The 16,534-nt window shown below is 65.5% G+C and carries 18 protein-coding genes; 14 read left to right on the forward strand and 4 right to left on the reverse strand.

From position 1 onward, the window contains the following. Positions 1 to 25: 25 nt before the first annotated feature. The 8 genes from AB0H50_RS11115 (at position 26) to AB0H50_RS11150 (ending at position 7,283) form a co-directional block, all read left to right on the forward strand. Positions 26 to 892, forward strand: coding sequence for a VOC family protein (locus AB0H50_RS11115; RefSeq protein ID WP_357449754.1), 867 nt, complete (start codon positions 26 to 28; stop codon positions 890 to 892). A gap of 51 nt (positions 893 to 943) precedes the next feature. Continuing rightward, positions 944 to 2,185: an FAD-dependent oxidoreductase gene (locus tag AB0H50_RS11120; RefSeq protein ID WP_357449757.1), complete on the forward strand. Its 1,242-nt coding sequence runs from the start codon at positions 944 to 946 to the stop codon at positions 2,183 to 2,185. A 19-nt stretch (positions 2,186 to 2,204) separates the two neighbouring features. After that, positions 2,205 to 2,537, forward strand: coding sequence for a bifunctional 3-phenylpropionate/cinnamic acid dioxygenase ferredoxin subunit (locus tag AB0H50_RS11125; RefSeq protein ID WP_357449760.1), 333 nt, complete (start codon positions 2,205 to 2,207; stop codon positions 2,535 to 2,537). Between the two features lie 94 nt (positions 2,538 to 2,631). After that, positions 2,632 to 3,960, forward strand: a complete 1,329-nt coding sequence (locus AB0H50_RS11130; RefSeq protein WP_357449763.1) for an aromatic ring-hydroxylating dioxygenase subunit alpha — start codon at positions 2,632 to 2,634, stop codon at positions 3,958 to 3,960. Further along, positions 3,957 to 4,529, forward strand: coding sequence for a 3-phenylpropionate/cinnamic acid dioxygenase subunit beta (locus AB0H50_RS11135; RefSeq protein WP_357449766.1), 573 nt, complete (start codon positions 3,957 to 3,959; stop codon positions 4,527 to 4,529). The genes AB0H50_RS11130 and AB0H50_RS11135 overlap by 4 nt, the downstream gene beginning before the upstream one ends. Positions 4,530 to 4,556: 27 nt before the next feature. Continuing rightward, positions 4,557 to 5,729, forward strand: coding sequence for an acyl-CoA dehydrogenase family protein (locus AB0H50_RS11140; protein ID WP_357449769.1), 1,173 nt, complete (start codon positions 4,557 to 4,559; stop codon positions 5,727 to 5,729). A 55-nt stretch (positions 5,730 to 5,784) separates the two neighbouring features. Further along, positions 5,785 to 6,675 carry a VOC family protein gene (locus AB0H50_RS11145; RefSeq protein ID WP_357449772.1) on the forward strand — a complete coding sequence of 297 codons (891 nt, stop codon included), beginning with the start codon at positions 5,785 to 5,787 and terminating at the stop codon, positions 6,673 to 6,675. Between the two features lie 5 nt (positions 6,676 to 6,680). Continuing rightward, complete coding sequence (locus AB0H50_RS11150; RefSeq protein WP_357449775.1) at positions 6,681 to 7,283, forward strand: NAD(P)H-dependent oxidoreductase; 603 nt, start codon at positions 6,681 to 6,683, stop codon at positions 7,281 to 7,283. Between the two features lie 65 nt (positions 7,284 to 7,348). Here AB0H50_RS11150 and AB0H50_RS11155 read toward each other — a convergent pair whose 3' ends face one another. Next, complete coding sequence (locus tag AB0H50_RS11155; protein WP_357449778.1) at positions 7,349 to 8,149, reverse strand: glucose 1-dehydrogenase; 801 nt, start codon at positions 8,147 to 8,149, stop codon at positions 7,349 to 7,351. A 20-nt stretch (positions 8,150 to 8,169) separates the two neighbouring features. On the opposite strand from AB0H50_RS11155, the gene AB0H50_RS11160 reads away from it, so the two are divergent. The 6 genes from AB0H50_RS11160 to dmpG all read left to right on the forward strand — a co-directional run bounded on the left by AB0H50_RS11160 (position 8,170) and on the right by dmpG (position 13,290). After that, positions 8,170 to 8,379 carry a hypothetical protein gene (locus tag AB0H50_RS11160; RefSeq protein WP_357449781.1) on the forward strand — a complete coding sequence of 70 codons (210 nt, stop codon included), beginning with the start codon at positions 8,170 to 8,172 and terminating at the stop codon, positions 8,377 to 8,379. Continuing rightward, entirely contained in the window at positions 8,349 to 9,545 is a 1,197-nt protein-coding gene (locus AB0H50_RS11165) for an aromatic ring-hydroxylating dioxygenase subunit alpha (RefSeq protein ID WP_357449784.1), read from the forward strand. The genes AB0H50_RS11160 and AB0H50_RS11165 overlap by 31 nt, the downstream gene beginning before the upstream one ends. Beyond that, complete coding sequence (locus AB0H50_RS11170) at positions 9,535 to 10,017, forward strand: aromatic-ring-hydroxylating dioxygenase subunit beta (protein ID WP_357449787.1); 483 nt, start codon at positions 9,535 to 9,537, stop codon at positions 10,015 to 10,017. Before AB0H50_RS11165 ends, AB0H50_RS11170 begins: the two co-directional genes overlap by 11 nt. A 452-nt stretch (positions 10,018 to 10,469) precedes the next feature. Further along, positions 10,470 to 11,282 (forward strand): fumarylacetoacetate hydrolase family protein, encoded by an 813-nt coding sequence (locus AB0H50_RS11175; protein ID WP_357449790.1) that lies wholly within the window; start codon positions 10,470 to 10,472, stop codon positions 11,280 to 11,282. Then, complete coding sequence (locus AB0H50_RS11180; RefSeq protein WP_357449793.1) at positions 11,279 to 12,262, forward strand: acetaldehyde dehydrogenase (acetylating); 984 nt, start codon at positions 11,279 to 11,281, stop codon at positions 12,260 to 12,262. The genes AB0H50_RS11175 and AB0H50_RS11180 overlap by 4 nt, the downstream gene beginning before the upstream one ends. Continuing rightward, positions 12,259 to 13,290: a 4-hydroxy-2-oxovalerate aldolase gene (dmpG, locus tag AB0H50_RS11185; RefSeq protein WP_357449796.1), complete on the forward strand. Its 1,032-nt coding sequence runs from the start codon at positions 12,259 to 12,261 to the stop codon at positions 13,288 to 13,290. Before AB0H50_RS11180 ends, dmpG begins: the two co-directional genes overlap by 4 nt. Positions 13,291 to 13,638: 348 nt before the next feature. Here the strand turns inward: dmpG and AB0H50_RS11190 are convergent, their stop codons facing one another. From AB0H50_RS11190 to AB0H50_RS11200, 3 genes are all read right to left on the reverse strand, one after another. Beyond that, the gene (locus AB0H50_RS11190) at positions 13,639 to 14,436 is read right to left on the reverse strand and encodes a hypothetical protein (protein ID WP_357449799.1); all 798 of its coding nucleotides are present in this window, start codon (positions 14,434 to 14,436) and stop codon (positions 13,639 to 13,641) included. Positions 14,437 to 14,785: 349 nt separating this feature from the next. Further along, positions 14,786 to 15,475 carry a tyrosine-type recombinase/integrase gene (locus tag AB0H50_RS11195; protein WP_357449801.1) on the reverse strand — a complete coding sequence of 230 codons (690 nt, stop codon included), beginning with the start codon at positions 15,473 to 15,475 and terminating at the stop codon, positions 14,786 to 14,788. A 284-nt stretch (positions 15,476 to 15,759) separates the two neighbouring features. Further along, entirely contained in the window at positions 15,760 to 16,440 is a 681-nt protein-coding gene (locus AB0H50_RS11200) for a TetR/AcrR family transcriptional regulator C-terminal domain-containing protein (RefSeq protein ID WP_357449804.1), read from the reverse strand. Positions 16,441 to 16,534 lie beyond the last annotated feature (94 nt).

The following is a 16,534-nucleotide window of genomic DNA, read 5'->3' on the forward strand; positions in this document are numbered from 1 at the left end:
ATTCACCAGGAAGGCAACACCGATCATGACTGAAGTTGTCGGGCTCGGCTACGTGGGCCTGAACGCGACGGATCTGGACGCGTGGCGCACGTACGGCACCGAAATCCTCGGCCTCCAAGATGTCTCCGTCGTCGAGGAGGCCGGCGAGGAGACGGTGCTGCTGCGAGCCGACGAGCGCGGCTGGCGGTTCGCCATCCACCGCGGCGAGTCGGGCGGAGCCGCCTACGTCGGGTGGGAGGTCGCGGACCGGCGGGCCCTGGACGCCTTGGAGGCGCGGCTGGCCGCGGCGGGCATCGTGGTCGAGGAGGACGATTCCTGCGCCGCGGCGCGCCGGGTCGAGGGACTGCTGCGTTGCACGGATCCCGATGGTCACCGGCTCGAGTTCTTCTATGGCGCACGCGTGCCGAAGCACCCGTTCCTCTCGCCGCGTGGGGTCCGATTCGTCACCGGCGATCTCGGTCTGGGGCACGTGTTCTTCTTCGTCACCGATCTGGCGGCTGCCAAGCGGTTCTATATCGATGTGCTGGGGTTCCGCCTCAGCGACACCATCGAGTTCCACGGCAGGAAGGTGCATTTCCTGCACGTCAATCCGCGGCACCACAGCCTCGCTTTCGTAGAGAACGAGAAGTTGGCGCCGGCGCTCGGCCATTTCATGCTCGAGGTGCACGACATCGACGACGTCGGTCGCGCGCTGGACGAGGTGCACGCCCGCGACGTCACGCTGACCGAGACACTCGGCCGTCACACCAATGACCTGGCGATCTCGTTCTTCATGAAGAATCCGTCCGGCTCGGAGGTCGAATACGGCTACGACGGCAGGCTCGTCGACGACGCCACCTGGCGAGTGTCGAACTACGACGCGACCAGTCTGTGGGGCCACCACCGTGACTGACGGCCGTTTCCCCGCGCGCACGCAGCACCCGAATACCGCAGGGGCGCCGAGATGACCGAAACCTATGTTGTGGTGGGCGCGAGCCTCGCTGGCGCCCGTGCCGCCGAGACGTTGCGTTCCGAGGGCTTCGAGGGCCGAATCGTCCTGGTCGGCGGTGAATATCACCTGCCCTACGACCGCCCGCCGCTGTCGAAGGAGGTGATCCTGGGCCGGAAGGAGCCGGACGAGACACGCATCCACCCCGCGGAGTTCTACTCGAAGAACGACATCGAGTTGCTGCTCGGTGTCCGGATGACTCGGCTCGACCCGCGCGAGCGCCGCGTCGAACTCGACGGCGGAGCAGTGATCCGCGCGGAGAAGGTGCTGCTGTGTACAGGCACGACTCCACGCCGACCGGATGTCCCGGGGCTCGAACTCGACGGCGTCCATTTTCTGCGCAGCATCGGCGATGCGCTCGCGATCCGCGACGCTCTGCGCGCGGGCGGATCGGTCGTCATCATCGGGGGCGGCCTGATCGGCATGGAACTCGCAGCCTCCGCCGTGGCGCTGGGCAATGACGTCACCGTGCTCGAACGTGAGGCGGGTCTCCTCCGGCGCGTGCTCGGCGTTCAGATCGGTGATCGATTGGCGCGCTGGCACTCCGAGCGGGGGGTGCACATCCGTACCGGTGCCGAGGTCGCCCGGTTGTCGGGCCGGGGCCGGGTGCGCTGGGTGCACACCACCGACGGCGACGTCATCGCCGCCGATCTCGTCGTGATCGGTATCGGTGTGGTGCCCGCCGTCGCCGCGGTGGCCGATTCCGGCATCCGGATCGATAACGGCATCGTCGTCGATGGGTTCTGCGAGACATCACTTCCGGGGGTTTATGCCGCGGGCGATGTGGCCTGCCGCCCCGACGAGCGTGCCGGTCGCCATGTCCGGCTCGAGCACTGGCATAACGCCCAGAACCAGGGTATGGCCGCGGCCCGCGCCATGCTCGGCAAGCGCGAGCCGTACCGCGAGGTGCCGTGGTTCTGGTCCGACCAGGGCGAGACGAACATCCAGGTCGCAGGACATCGCGGCGCGGGCGACGACGTGGTGTGGCGCGGAGACCCGGAATCCATGGAGTTCACGGCGTTTCACCTGCACGACGGTGTGCTCACCGGCGTGATCGGCGTGAACCGCAGACGCGAGGTGCGCATGGCGATGAGCCTGATCGACAAGCAGGTGCGTCCTGACCGTGCGCTGTTGGCCGACCCGTCCGCGGACCTGCGCGGCATCGGTGAGAGCGCGGCGCGCGCTCGCGGTGCTTAGCGATCGAGAGGAGAGATAAATGACAACGACAGAGCAGTCGGAGAATCTGGTCCGCGTGTGCGCGGTCGACGAGCTGAGCCCGGGAAAAGTCACCCGGGTCGATACCAGTCCGCCGATCGCGGTCTACAACATCGACGGCGAGTTCTACGCGACCGCCGATTGGTGCTCGCACGACAAATCCTCGCTGGCGGACGAGGGATTCATCGAGGACGGCCAGATCGAATGTGGCTGGCATTTCGCGAAATTCTGTATCAAAACCGGCGCGGTGACCGCGCCGCCGGCCTCGGAGCCGCTCACGAAATACGCGGTGCGGGTCGTCGACGGTGCGGTGTACGTCGCTGTCGAGAGCTGACATTCGTTCCGACGCCCAGAACGACCGCATCGACGGTGGATGGGCTCGCTGATTAGCTGTGTAGCACACAGGCTTCCATAAGAGAACTGGAGGGATGATCGTGGCCGTCGACGCCGATTATCTGCAATCGCTGGTGAATTGGAAAGAGGGCAGAATCGGGCCCGAGATCTTCGTCAGCGACGAGATCTACAAATTGGAGCAGGAACGCATCTTCGGCCGCAGCTGGCTGTTCCTGGCGCACGACAGCATGATTCCGAACCCGCACGACTTCTTCGCCACCTACATGGGCGGCGACCCGGTGCTGGTGGTCCGGCAGCCCGACGGCAGCGTGCGTGCCTTCCTGAACGTCTGCAGGCACCGAGGCATGCGCGTGTGCCGGGCCGAGGAAGGCAATACCCGCTCATTCATGTGCACCTACCACGGCTGGACCTACGACAGCGCGGGCAAGCTCGTGGGTGTCCCGAATCTCGAGGACGCGTATTTCGACAAGCTGTCGCTGGAAGACAACGGGCTGATCCAGGTCGCGCAGATCGATTCCTACAAGGGCCTGATCTTCGGAAACTTCGATCCCGCCGCACCGCCGTTGCACGAATACCTCGGCGCCTTGAAGTTCTACATCGACGGATGGGTCGACCATGCCGAAGGCGGCATCGAGGTGCTGCCCGGCGCGATCAAATGGACGATCAACGCCAATTGGAAGCTGGCCGCCGAGCAGTTCGCGGGCGACACCTACCACGCCACCACCAGCCACCTGTCGTCGCTGCTGTCGTTCGGCCCTGGTTTCGACGCCAAGGACGGCGCGCACGTGTCGCTGCGCGAGGGCCACGGTGAGAGTTTCCTCTTCGAGCGGCACACCCGCTTCGCCGACGATCCGCTCGGCCAGTACAACGAGAAGAAGCGCAGGATCGCGCGCGATCGGGTCGGTGATCGCGCCGACATGGTCGCGAACTTCAATGCCTTCCCGAATTTCGCCGGGTTGCCCGGCTCTGCCAACCTGCGGGTGTGGCATCCCAAGGGGCCGACCACATTCGAGATCTGGTCGTTTACGGTGGTGGAGAAGGACGCGCCGGAGGAAGCGAAACGGGCACAACAGGTTTCGGCGTCATTCACCGAAGGCGCCGCTGGCGTCGTGGAGACCGACGACGGCGAGAACTGGGGCATGATCGGCGGTGTCCTCGAGCAGGGCTATCAGGCGCGCAAGATGGCGTGGAACTACGAGATGGGACTCGGTACCGGGCGCGAGCACCCGGATTACCCGGGCGAGTACTACGACTCGTTCTTCGGCGAAGCGGGCCAGCGCGGCTTCTACCGGCGGTGGCTGGAGTTCATGACAACCGAGGCGTGGCCGGAGATTCCACCGGAGGAACGCACCGGCGACGTGTCGGCCGCCGTCGCGGTGAGCGAAGCGGGGGTGGCCCGGTGACCGTCGAGCAGATCGTCACGCCGGATACCGGTGTGGAACTCGAGAAGGTGCTGCTGCAACACCGTGTCGAGCAGTTCCTCTACCACGAGGCGCAACTGCTGGATCGGTGGCAATGGAGCAGCTGGCTGGAGCTGTTCGCCGAGGATGTCCTGTACTGGATGCCGGTGCGCAAGAACCGCCTTCGCCGACAGCGCGATCAGGACGAGGTGCCCCAGGGCATCGAGATGGCCCATTTCTACGACGATTTCGAATCGCTGCGGATGCGGGTGAACCAGATGCATTCCGGCACCCACTGGGCCGAGGACCCGCCCTCGCGGTGCAGGCACCTGGTGACGAACGTGATCATCACCCCGCGCGCCGACGGCGAAGCCGCCCCCGGGGTGACCGAGTTCGACGTCTCGTGCAATTTCGTGCTTTACCGCAATCGGCTCGAGTCCGAGACCGACATCTGGGCGGGGGAGCGGCGTGACGTCCTGCGCGCCGACGGAACGAGTTTCAAGATCGCAAAGCGCACGATCCTGCTGGATCAGAACGTCGTGCAGTCGAAGAACCTGAGCGTGCTGTTCTAGCGCGCCCGGAAAGGGAGATGGATTGCCATGGTAGCCACCGACATCGATCGCTCCGCCGACCTGGCGCTGCGCGACGTACTGATCGAACGCGCCCGCGAACTGGCGCCGCGGATCCGCGAGCGGGCCGCACGCACCGAAGCGGAGCGCGCGGTGCCCCGCGAATCGATCGAGGAGATCATCGCGGCAGGGTTGGGCGGCCGCATCCTGGCCCCGCGCCGCTACGGCGGCGACGAACTGTCGCTCGACACCATGTACGCCGTAGCGCTGGAGATCGGCCGGGCCTGCGCCTCGACCGCCTGGTGCGCGGCACTGCTGCCGCACGACGCGCACATGGTCGGATTCTTCCCCAGGCTCGCGCAGGAGGCGGTGTGGGCCGATGGACCCGACACCTGCATCGCCGCCTCGCTCGCGCCTGCCGCCGCGGTGCAGAAGGTGGACGGCGGCTACCGGCTGACGGGTAGGCACGGCTTCGCCAGCGGCGTCGATCATGCGTCCTGGGTGATCGTCAGCGGGCTCATCAAGGACGGTGGGCGCGCGGCGAATCACCACTTCCTCGTGCGGCCGGGGGATTACACCATCGATGACGACTGGTACGCGGCCGGCATGCGGGGAACCGGGAGCAAGACGATCGTCGTCGACGACATCTTCGTGCCCGACGGATTCGTGGTGCCCGCCGCCGCACTGGTGGCCGGGGAGGGGCCGGGCAGCGAGATCAACCAGGGCCCGCTCTATAGCCAGCCGCTGGCGCTGCACGCCGGGCTCACCTTCCTCGGCCCGATGATGGGCACGGCGTTGGACGCCTACGAACACTTCGTGGAGTGGGCGCGCGGCCGCGCCCAGACCGCTGGCTCGGAGGTCGTCCAGGAGGCCGTCGCCCGGTCCTCCGCGGACCTGGAACTGGCCGAGCTTGCGATCCAGCAGGTATTGCATGCGGCCCGTGCTCCGGGACGGCTGGAGCTGGCCGACCGAGCCCAGATCCTGCGCGACTACAACCGTGCCGCCGAACTACTGACCACCTCGGTCGACCGGCTGTTCGCGTTGAGCGGGACCTCCGGCTTCAAGGACAGCAGCCCGATGCAGCAGAAATGGCGCGACATTCACATGATGGCCAGCCACGTCTCCTTCACACGCGCGAACTTCCAGCACTACGGCCGGATCGCGCTCGGCCTGCAGCGTGACCCGAAGCTGGTCGTGTTCTGAGGGCGGGACACGCGTCCTCCAATTCCACACCCGACTCCCGGAAAGTAGTAGATCCATGGCGGCTGTCAGCCAGCTCAGTTATGTCGTCGGGACGTCCAGCGACGTCTCGGCATGGAAACGATATGCGACGGAGGTGCTCGGGCTCGAGGTCTCGCGCGACAGCTCTGACAGCCTGCTCTACGTCCGAGCCGATGACCGGCACCACCGGCTCGGCGTTCGCGTCGGCCATGAGGACGATGTCGCCTACGTCGGGTGGGACGTGGCCTCCAAGGGCGCACTCGAAGCGGCCGCCGCGCGGCTGGACGCTGCGGGCGTGGCGGTCACCGCAGGCTCACACGAGGAGGCGGCAGACCGGCGGGTGATGGAGTTCGTGTACTTCACCTGCCCCTACTCCGGAGTGCGGATGGAGTTGGTGCTCGGGCACGAAAAGCTGTTCCTGCCGAAGTTCCGGCCCACGCGCGACCTGGCCGGGTTCAATACCGGCGACATGGGCATGGGACACGTCGTCCTCTATGCGTCCGACATCGTGGGTGCGGCCGATTTCTATTCCCGGATACTGGGTTTCGGAGTCAGCGACTTCGCTCATATTCCCAAGGTCGGGCCGTTCGCGGTGTTCTTGCACTGCAATGTGAGGCACCACTCGCTGGCGTTCATGAACATCCCGGGGGCCACGCGCCGTATCCAGCACGTGATGTTCGAAACGGTCAGCATCGATGACGTCGGGGTCAGCTACGACCTGTGCGCTGAGCGCGGCATCACCTCGACCTCGACCGGCCGCCACCAGAACGATCACGTCTTCTCGTTCTACTTCCAGAATCCCTCCGGGTGGCACTTCGAGTACGGCTGGGGCCCGCGGATGGTGAACCCCGAGACGTGGACCACCGAGAACTACGCTCTGGGTTCGGGATTCGCCTGGGGTCACGACGGCTTGATGAAGATGGTGTGAAGGTCATGCCGGAGCCGACCACTTCGCCGTTCGTCGTGGGCCTCGGGGGAACGCTGCGACCGGCGTCTTCCACCGAATCCGCCCTGCGCCTCGCGCTCGACGCAGCACGCGACAACGGCGCCCGCACCGCCGTGTTCGATGGAGGCATGCTTGCGCGCCTACCGATGTACGACCCGGACAGCCCGCCGGTGGACGAGGCGCGACAGCTGATCGAGGCGTTGCGCAGGGCGGACGGAGTGATCATCGCCTCGCCCGGCTACCACGGTTCGGTCTCGGGGCTGGTGAAAAACGCGCTGGACTATGTCGAGGAACTGAGAGAGGACGGCAAACCTTACCTGTCGGGCCGCGCGGTCGGTTGTGTCACCACGGCATACGGCTGGCAGGCAGCAGTGACCACCCTCCAGACGCTGCGCAGCATCGTGCACGCGCTGCGCGGTTGGCCTACTCCGCTGGGCGCCGCCATCAATTCGGCGGCGACCCGGATCGCCTACGGGCAGCAGCCGGAGGAGTCGGTCGCGTTCCAACTGCGCACGGTCGGTCGGGAGGTCTGCGCGATGAGCGCCGCGTATCCGAGTGCGGACCGCCTGGCCGTCGGAAATTCGGAATAGTCGGCACACTCCGAGGAAAACGCCCCGGTATCCGAGAAATCGGATACCGGGGCGAAGTCATCTCCCTACGCATCATCGAATATCGCGAAATGCTTTCCGGCGGTGAGTCCGCCGTCGACCGCGAGTACCGCGCCGGTGATATAGCTGGCTTCGTCGGAGGCGAGGAATATCGCGGGCCGGGCGATCTCCTCGGGTTCTGCGAAACGACGCAGCGGGCACAGATCGTCGATCATATTCTCGTGGCCGGGGATTCGTTCGAGGTAGTCCCGAATGCGCGGCGTCATCGTGCTGCCCGGACACACGGCATTGACCCGGATACCGTCCGCGGCATAATCCATCGCCATGTTCTTGGTGAGCAGCAGTACGCCGCCCTTCGCCGCGCTGTAGGCGGCGCAACGGTTCTCCGCGAGCAGGCCCGCGGTCGAGGAGATATTGACGATGCTGCCGCCCCCGGAGCGGCGAAACTGCGGGATGACGAGCTTGGAACAGCGATAAACCGAGGTCATATTGATGTCGATCATCCGGTACCAGTCGACGTCGGCCATCTCGTCCACCCGCTTGGGCAGGCTGCCGCCAGCCACGTTGAACAGGGCATCGACGCGTCCGAAGCTGTCGAGGGCCATGTCGAGCATCGCCGGGATCGTGTCCGGGTCGGTGACGTCGACGCCGGCCGAAACGGCTTGTCCACCGAGTTCGCGTACGCGCAGTGCCGTCGCATCCGCAGCCTCGGCGCGGAGGTCCACGGCAACAACCGTTCCGCCACGGGCGGCCCACTCGAGCGCGATCGCACGGCCGATTCCGGCGCCCGCCGCGGTGATCAGCGCGGTACGCCCCGACAACGGCGCGTGAGTTATTGCTGAATTCATGTCAACTCGACCTTTCCGGCATGTGGTACAAGGGATTTCGAATCATTCAGGGCTTGACCCGCGCGGAATGGAATCATAGAATTTCCGACATCGGCACCGATTTGTTCCAAGTGCCGGAATCATCAGGGCAGCAGCTTCGTTCGTGGCCGAGTCACCCGACCTGCGGCGCCCGTCAGCACATCGATGTGGAGGCCAACGCATGGCGCACGTCACCGAAATGGAAAAAGTGATCGAGTACGAAAAGGTGCGTGCGGCGATCGCCGCGAAATTCACCAATCCGCTCGACCTGCCGAAAGAGATATTCTCCGACGAGCTCGTCTACCGGGAGGAGCTGGAACGGATCTTCTACGGCCCCTATTGGCATCCGGTCGCCCACCGCGCCGAACTGGGCGAGGTCAACAGCTTCAAGACGACCTGGCTCGGTGAGGTACCCATCATCATCAGCCGCGGTGCGAAGGACCGGATCAGAGCCTTCGTGAATACCTGCACCCACCGCGGCACGCTGCTGGAACAGCGGGCGGTCGGCGTGGCGACGGAGTTCCAGTGCCCGTACCACCGTTGGCTGTTCAACAGCGACGGCGAGTTCTGCGGCGCGCCCGGCGAGCGCGAGTTCCGGTCCGATTTCGACCGGAAGGACTACGGGCTGCCGGAGCTGAGGGTTGCCGAGTTGGCAGGTCTGATCTTTGTGACCCGGCACCCGGACACACCGTTGCTGGAGGCTTTCCTCGGCGAATGCGCCGATCCGGTGCGTGACTGCATGCTCGACGACGGCAACCTCACCCTGCTGGGGTACCAGAAGGTCGTCTACAAGGCGAACTGGAAGACCTACTTCGACAACGACTTCTATCACGCCCCATTGCTGCACACCGGATTCCGCATCCTCGGCTGGCAGGGCGGCAAGGGCGATGTCCGGATCACCCAGCCGGTCGGACACTTCTCCGTCGGTTACCAGAGCACGCCGTACGTGGACAATGGCTACCTCGCCGATCCGAGCGTCGTGCAGTTCCGCGGCGCCGACGACCGGGCCAGGGTGGTCGCGCTGCGGCCCGTCACGGTGATGACCAAGCACGTCGACACCATCAACGTTCGTTTCGCGCGGCCGCGTGGCGTCGATCGGACCGAGGTCGACTACGCGTTCTTCGGCCACGTCGACGACACCGAGGAATACCGCGAACACCGTGTTCGTCAGGCCTCGAACCTGTTGGGTCCCAGCGGGTTCATCACTATCGAGGATGCCGCGGTCTTCAACCGTCAACAGCGGACCGCCCGTGACGGGACGCTGGCGCGTTTCGTCAAGGGCGTGGATGGCCGCCCCGAGGACGCCACCCAGAACGACGAGATCGGCAATACCGTCGGCTGGGCTTACTACCGGAAGGTGATGGGTTTTGATCACTGAGACCGACCAGGGGATCCGCGCAATCGACGAGTTGCTCGGCCGGTACAACGATGTGCTCGACGAACAGGACTGGGAGCGCTGGCCCGACCTGTTCGCGACCGAATGCTCCTACACTGTGCACACTCTCGACAATCTGCGTCGCGGACTGCCGCTGGCCTACATGTACGACGACAACCGCGCCCGCGTGCTGGACCGCGTCAAGTTCATCACCGAAGTGTGGGCCGGGACCATCGAGCCGTACCGTACCCGACATGTCACGCAGCGGACCCGGGCTATCCGCCTCGATGCCGACCGCTGGAATGTCCGAGCCAACTTCCAGGTGAGCTACACCGAGAACGACACACTGTCGGGCCTGCTCGCCGCAGGCTACTACGAGGACGTCATCGATCTGTCCGCCGGCGAAGCTCATTTCGTCGACCGCTCGGTCCGTTTGGATAGCATGCCAGCGCGATACCTGGTGTATCCGCTGTAGATCTCGAACGTCGGCGCTTTGCGGAGTGGCTTCGGAGTTCTGCCGAGATTGCCGGCCATTACGTCAGTCCGCGGCCCGATAATTCAACCGGGCGCGCCCATCCTAGGTAGCGGGCATGTCGATGCCATCGCCTGGCTCTGCGGCCGATCCTGCGCGACGGCGCCACCGAGTTCCGCATCCAGCGGCGCGGCACATGAGTGCGGCGTTCGGCAGAACTTGTGAGGCCGTAGATGTGGAAGAAGGGCAGCAGCCCCGAAATCCCGTCCTGTGGGCCGATGCCCATCCACGGATAGATCTGGCGGGACTCAACCACGTTGCCATTGCTTCGCGGACAGTTCGTGAACATCATCCGTCGTGAACCCTTCTGTGCCGCAGAGCGAAACAGCGCAATTGGCGTCCCGCTGCGGCCGCGGCAGGATCGGCGCGGTAGCTATCGAAGGACGTGAATCACTATGAGCACAACCGATATCGACGCGAACATCGTCGGGCGGGCTGCCGACCTGATCGCCGGCGCGATCCGCACACAGCGGCCGATCGAACCGGTTCGGGACTTGCTCGGCGTGGGCGATACCGCCCTCGCCTACGCCGTGCAGGAGGAACTCACCCGTCGCCGCCTCGCGGCCGGTGCGGTGATCGTCGGCCGGAAGATCGGCCTCACCTCGCCCGCGGTGCAGCAGCAGCTCGGTGTCGATCAGCCGGACTTCGGTGTGCTGTTCGCCGATATGGACTGTTCCGGGGCGGATCAGGTGCCGTCGGGGCGGCTGCTCCAACCGAAGGCCGAGGCCGAGGTCGCTTTCGTCCTGAAGGAAGACCTCGCCGATGGTGACCTCGACGACGATCAGATCCGGGCCGCGGTCGACTACGCGGTCGCCGCGCTCGAGATCGTCGACTCGCGCATCGCGAACTGGGACATCACCATCACCGATACCGTCGCCGACAACGCTTCCAGCGGATTGTTCGTCCTCGCCGACCAGCAGCTGACCCTCGACGACTTCGCCCCGCGTGAGGTCGTGATGCGCATGTACGCCGACGATGTGCTGGTTTCGGAAGGCGACGGCGCCGCCTGCCTCGGCGATCCCCTGAACGCTCTGGCGTGGCTGGCCCGCACCGCCCGCGAATACGGAGATCCGCTGCGGGCCGGACAGATCATCCTTTCCGGCGCACTCGGGCCGATGGCGCCGACACCGCCCGGCACCCGCATTCGCGCCGAGATCGGCCCGCTCGGTCCGGTTTCCGCCACGTTCTCCCCGAAGGAGGAGCAATGACCACTGCTGTTTCGAGCAAGACCGAAGTCGCCATCGTCGGATCGGGCAATATCGGCACCGACCTGCTGATCAAGGTGCTGCGGCTGTCCGAGACGTTGGAAGTGGGTGCGATGGTCGGCATCGACCCGGACTCCGATGGACTCGCGCGCGCGAAGCGTTTGAAGGTACCGACTACCCACGAGGGCGTCGACGGACTGATCGCGCTGCCGAACTTCGACGACATCGAGATCGTCTTCGACGCCACCTCGGCCGGTGCGCACATCGCGAACGCGAAAAAGCTCGCGCCCTACGGCAAGACGCTGATCGACCTGACTCCCGCGGCCATCGGGCCGTTCGTCGTGCCGCCGGTGAACCTGAATCAACACTTGGACGCTGGCGTTGCCAATGTGAACATGGTGACCTGTGGTGGGCAGGCCACGATCCCGATGGTCGCCGCGGTGTCCGCGGTGACGCCGGTGCACTACGCGGAGATCGTTGCCTCGATCGCCTCGAAATCGGCGGGTCCGGGCACGCGCGCGAATATCGACGAATTCACCGAAACGACCTCGCATGCCATCGAATCCGTCGGTGGAGCGGCACGCGGCAAGGCGATCATCATCCTCAACCCCGCCGAGCCGCCGCTGATCATGCGCGACACCGTCTTCTGCCTCATCGGTGACGCTGACCACGACGCCATCCGCGCTTCGGTCGCCGAGGTGGCCGAGCGGGTCGCGCAATACGTGCCCGGCTACCGGTTGAAGCAGGAGGTCCAGTTCACACCGATCGGCTCGGGCGAGCCGATGCACACACTCGTGCCCGAGCGGGCGGGGCCGGTGACGACCCGGGTGTCGGTGTTCCTCGAAGTCGAGGGCGCCGCGCACTATCTGCCCGCCTACGCCGGAAATCTCGACATCATGACCTCGGCCGCGCTGCGTGTCGCAGAATCGATCGCCCAGCGGAAATCTGCTGCTGCCCAGACTGTTTCGGAGGTCGTGCGATGACCCATGAGTTGTACATCCAGGACGTCACGCTCCGGGACGGTATGCACGCCATCCGGCACCGCATCGAACCCGCCGACGTCGGCCGCATCGTCGCCGCCCTCGACGCGGCCGGTGTCGACGCCATCGAGGTCGCCCACGGCGACGGCCTTGCCGGTGGCTCGGTGAACTACGGGCCAGGCAGCCACACCGACTGGGAATGGCTCGAGGCCGCGGCGGCGAACATCCGCGACGCGGTGCTGACGACGCTGCTGTTGCCTGGGATCGGCACCATCGCCGAACTCGAACGCGCCTACGACTTGGGCGTGCGCTCGGTGCGGATCGCCACCCATTGCACCGAGGCCGATATCTCCGCCCAGCACATCGTCAAGGCCCGCGAGCTCGGCATGGACGTCTCCGGGTTCCTGATGATGAGTCACATGGCCGAGGCCCCGGAACTGGCCGCGCAAGCCAAGCTCATGGAATCCTATGGCGCGCACTGCATTTACGTCACCGACTCCGGTGGGCGGCTGACCATGGCGGCGGTTCGTGAGCGCATTCGCGCCTACCGGGATGTGCTCGACACCGGTACCCAGATCGGCATCCACGCCCACGAAAACCTGTCGCTGTCGGTCGCCAACAGCGTCGTCGCGGTGGAGGAGGGCGTCACCCGCGTCGACGCCTCGCTGGCCGGGCAGGGCGCCGGTGCCGGGAACTGCCCGATCGAACCGTTCATCGCTGTCGCCGATATCGAAGGCTGGAAGCACAATTGCGACCTGTTCGCGCTCCAGGACGCGGCCGACGATCTGGTGCGCCCGCTGCGTGACCGGCCGGTCCAGGTGGACCGGGAAACCCTCACCCTCGGCTACGCCGGTGTCTACTCCTCGTTCCTCCGCCACGCCGAGATCGCAGCCGAACGATACGGCATCGACGCCCGCTCCCTGCTGCTCGAGGTCGGCCGCCGCCGCCTCGTCGGCGGCCAAGAGGACATGATCGTCGATATCGCCCTCGACCTCATCGGTGAGAAGCAGCCACTCGTGCCCGGGTATTGACTCTCGTCGGCGATCGCCTGTGGCTCCCTTGGCGCGACCGATCACCTCCATCCAGGGCAGGTCATCAGAAGCCTGTCGAACAATCGTGACTCGGCGCTTCGGCCTTCCCGTCTAATGGGCGTGGACGAGCGGCCAAACTCCCTGCCCAAGCGTGAACAAGCGCTGGTCAGAGTTGGTCGCGCTGGTGACCAAGGTGCCGTTGAACGGCGGCTTCGAGTTGGCCGCCTTCGGTTCGCAGACAACGATCGTGGCTCACGCACTATTTCCTGAGACATGACGGGCAGCCGCCGCGGCAACACACACAGCCGGATCCGGGGAACCGTGCGTCGCGAGTTCCCAGTGTCTGCCTCAGGCTCCATCTGCTGACAACGCGGCAGGATTCATCCGCCACGCCTGCGCCAGTGAGTCCTTCAGATCGCGCTTGAGCACGCGCATCTTCACACTGTCGGTCCGTCGCGGATGCAACGCCTCCTCCACCAAATGCAGGAAACGCCGACGGGTGACGCCGAAGGTCACCAGCAGCTCGCTGGCAGCGGCGCCGCCGAACGGTGCCCATCGGATCGCGAAACCGATCAGTGCTTTTGCCGCCGCGTCCATAGACTTCGCGCTTTCCAGAAAATCACACTCGTGAAGGGCAGCGCGAACCCATGATGTGTCGTAGCGATGCTTGGAGTCCGAGTCCGGACGATGGGTCGAGCGCACCTTCTCGAAGGTGCTCCCGCGGTGCGCGGTGGGAGGAACGCCGCCATCCGTGGCTGGCGTCGCTGGGCAGACGGCGAACACGGGGAACCGGTCGACCCGGGGGTGCGGCTCGAATCGCACGCGGATCGGCGGATCGGAGAACGGCGGGATGTCTCCTTCTATGGTCGTGTACACCCACGGGCCGTCGTCGAGTTCCACGATGGCGATGGTCAAAGGCACCACCGCGGTGTGGGGGCCGCCCACGCAGCGGTGCACCAACCGCCACGCCACGATCGAACCGAGACCCGATGATGGCACCGACTCGAGATTCAACGACCCACACGATGAACATGCAGTGGTCAGCGGGGCGAACAACTTGTCACAGCCGGCACAACGCCGGATCATCAGCTTGGTCGCGGCCCGACCGACGGTATCGCCGCCTGACTGGTGTGTGTGCTCGGACATGGAAACCCTCGGGGAGATGGATGTGATGTCATCCCACCGAGCATCTCCTTCCCGACGCAAAACCACGACGGGCGTACTACGGGGTACATACCTATTTTGCAGCGCGGTCCTGCGGATAGACCCACCCGCGGGCATTCGCGGTCGCGGATCGCTCGGGGGCTCTTCGGTCAACCACACCCGGACCTGCTCACCACCGATCTGGGAACTGGTCCGCGGGCCGGACCACCGATCAGTTAGCCAGGACATAGCTATTGAGTCCTATCCCGTCCAAATCTATGAATAGCCAGCAGTTTTGGGCATCGATGAGACACGTCCGGGAAACTGGAACCTGTGTCAAGTGGTAGCAGGTTCAAATCCTGTCAGCCCGACAGGCAGAAATCCCCTCCGACCTGCGTCGGAGGGGATTTGCTGCTACTGGGCTATTCGTAGGGTTGGGACCACTTTGGGACCATTTTCGCCCTGAAGGTGTTGCGAGAGTTTCTCGCCGTCGCCGCGTAGGGCCTCGACATCCGGGTGTAGGTACCGCTGGGTGATCCGCGGATCGGTGTGCCCGGGCGATCCGCTGAAGGCGGTGCAACGGCACCCCGGCGTCGGCGAACCACGTCAAGCCCGTGTGCCGCAGATCGTGACGGCGCAGATGCTCGAAACCCAGCCGCGCTACGACCTCATCCCAATGCGTCGCCTTCCGCAGCACGCCGGTGGCGATGCGACCGCCGCGCGGGCCGACGAACAGCCGAGCGTCGAGCAACGCGTCGTGTCGTTCCTCGGCGCTGGCGTTGGCCAGCTCGCATTCGACTCTGGCGCGGGCATTGTTGATCCGCGCGAGAATCAGCGGCCGGTCTTCGGCGATGAGCGGTATTGTCCGGGCCCGCTTGCCTTTCGTCCGCTTGTCACGCATTCCGCCCGGCCCCGGCGTGGTCTGCCGCCGCAATCTCCACGGCCAGGTTTCGGTGTCGATATCGCGGATGCGGCAGCCTGACACCTCCCCGATGCGGGTGGCGGTGCAGGCCGCGAACACGCAGGCCGCGAGCCGTGCCACGCCGTGGCCTGCGGATGCCGACCGCTCATCGCCGGTTCACTGTGTGGACCGATCCGGATCTGTGGCGACGACTACACCAAGCGGCATACATCAGTGCGCAGCCTGGCGAAGTACGCGCGGGTGTCCGAGGCAGAGCTGCGGTGCTTTCAGGCCGAGAGCGACCCGGCCGCGCGGCGGCGGGATCGTTGATCCTCTGGCTGCCACTGGTGTCACACGCTGCGGATGGGTGCGCGTGAACGTGGATTTCTCGGTCTTCGGTGCACCCTGGGCGGATGCCCGCGGCGTCAGTGGGCGACGCGCATCCGTTCGAGCCCGTTGAGGATGATGTCCAGGCCGAACTCGAACTCGGTCTGGTCATCGCAGCGCCCGAGCGATTGGCCGGTGTGTTCGTGGGCAGTCGCGGCCATCATCGCCACGATGTTCGGGAACCGGTCGGACATGGCTCGAAGCGTGCTCATCGCCTGTTCATCGGTCTGATCGTCCGCCGAGTCGAACAGTTCCTGGGTGAAGCCCAAGACCCGGCTGCCCAGGGCGTGCATGGCGTGGTGGACCAGATCGTAGGAGAACCCGCCGGTCCGCAGCAGTCCGATCGCCGCGTCGAAATAGGTGATCAGCGGCAGCGTCATCGATGAGCGCGTCGCGATCAGCGCGGGGGCCCACGGGTGGCCGAGCAGGACATCCCGTGCGGTGAGAATGCGCGTGCGCAGCACCGGTTTCCAGTCGTCCGGCGACTCGGCGACCAGCGGCTCGACCGCCTGGTTGATGCCATCCAGCACGACCTCGGCCATACCGTCGAGGAGTTCGGCCTTGTTGGCCACGTGGTAGTAGAGCGACATCGCCTCGACGCCGAGGTCGGTGGCGACCGCGCGCATGGTCACCGCCTCCAGTCCGTCCCGGTCGGCCCGGGCGACGGCGGCGCGGAGAATCTGCTCCCGGCTCAGCCGGGGACGTTGATCGGTGACCATGACGAACAAATTTACCGTACACGGTAAGGCTGCCCGCTCTTGACAGCCTTACGTTGTAATGCTTCCCTTGCGACATCAGACTTACAACGTAAGA

This window comes from Nocardia sp. NPDC050793, assembly GCF_040654065.1.
Classification (GTDB): domain Bacteria; phylum Actinomycetota; class Actinomycetes; order Mycobacteriales; family Mycobacteriaceae; genus Nocardia.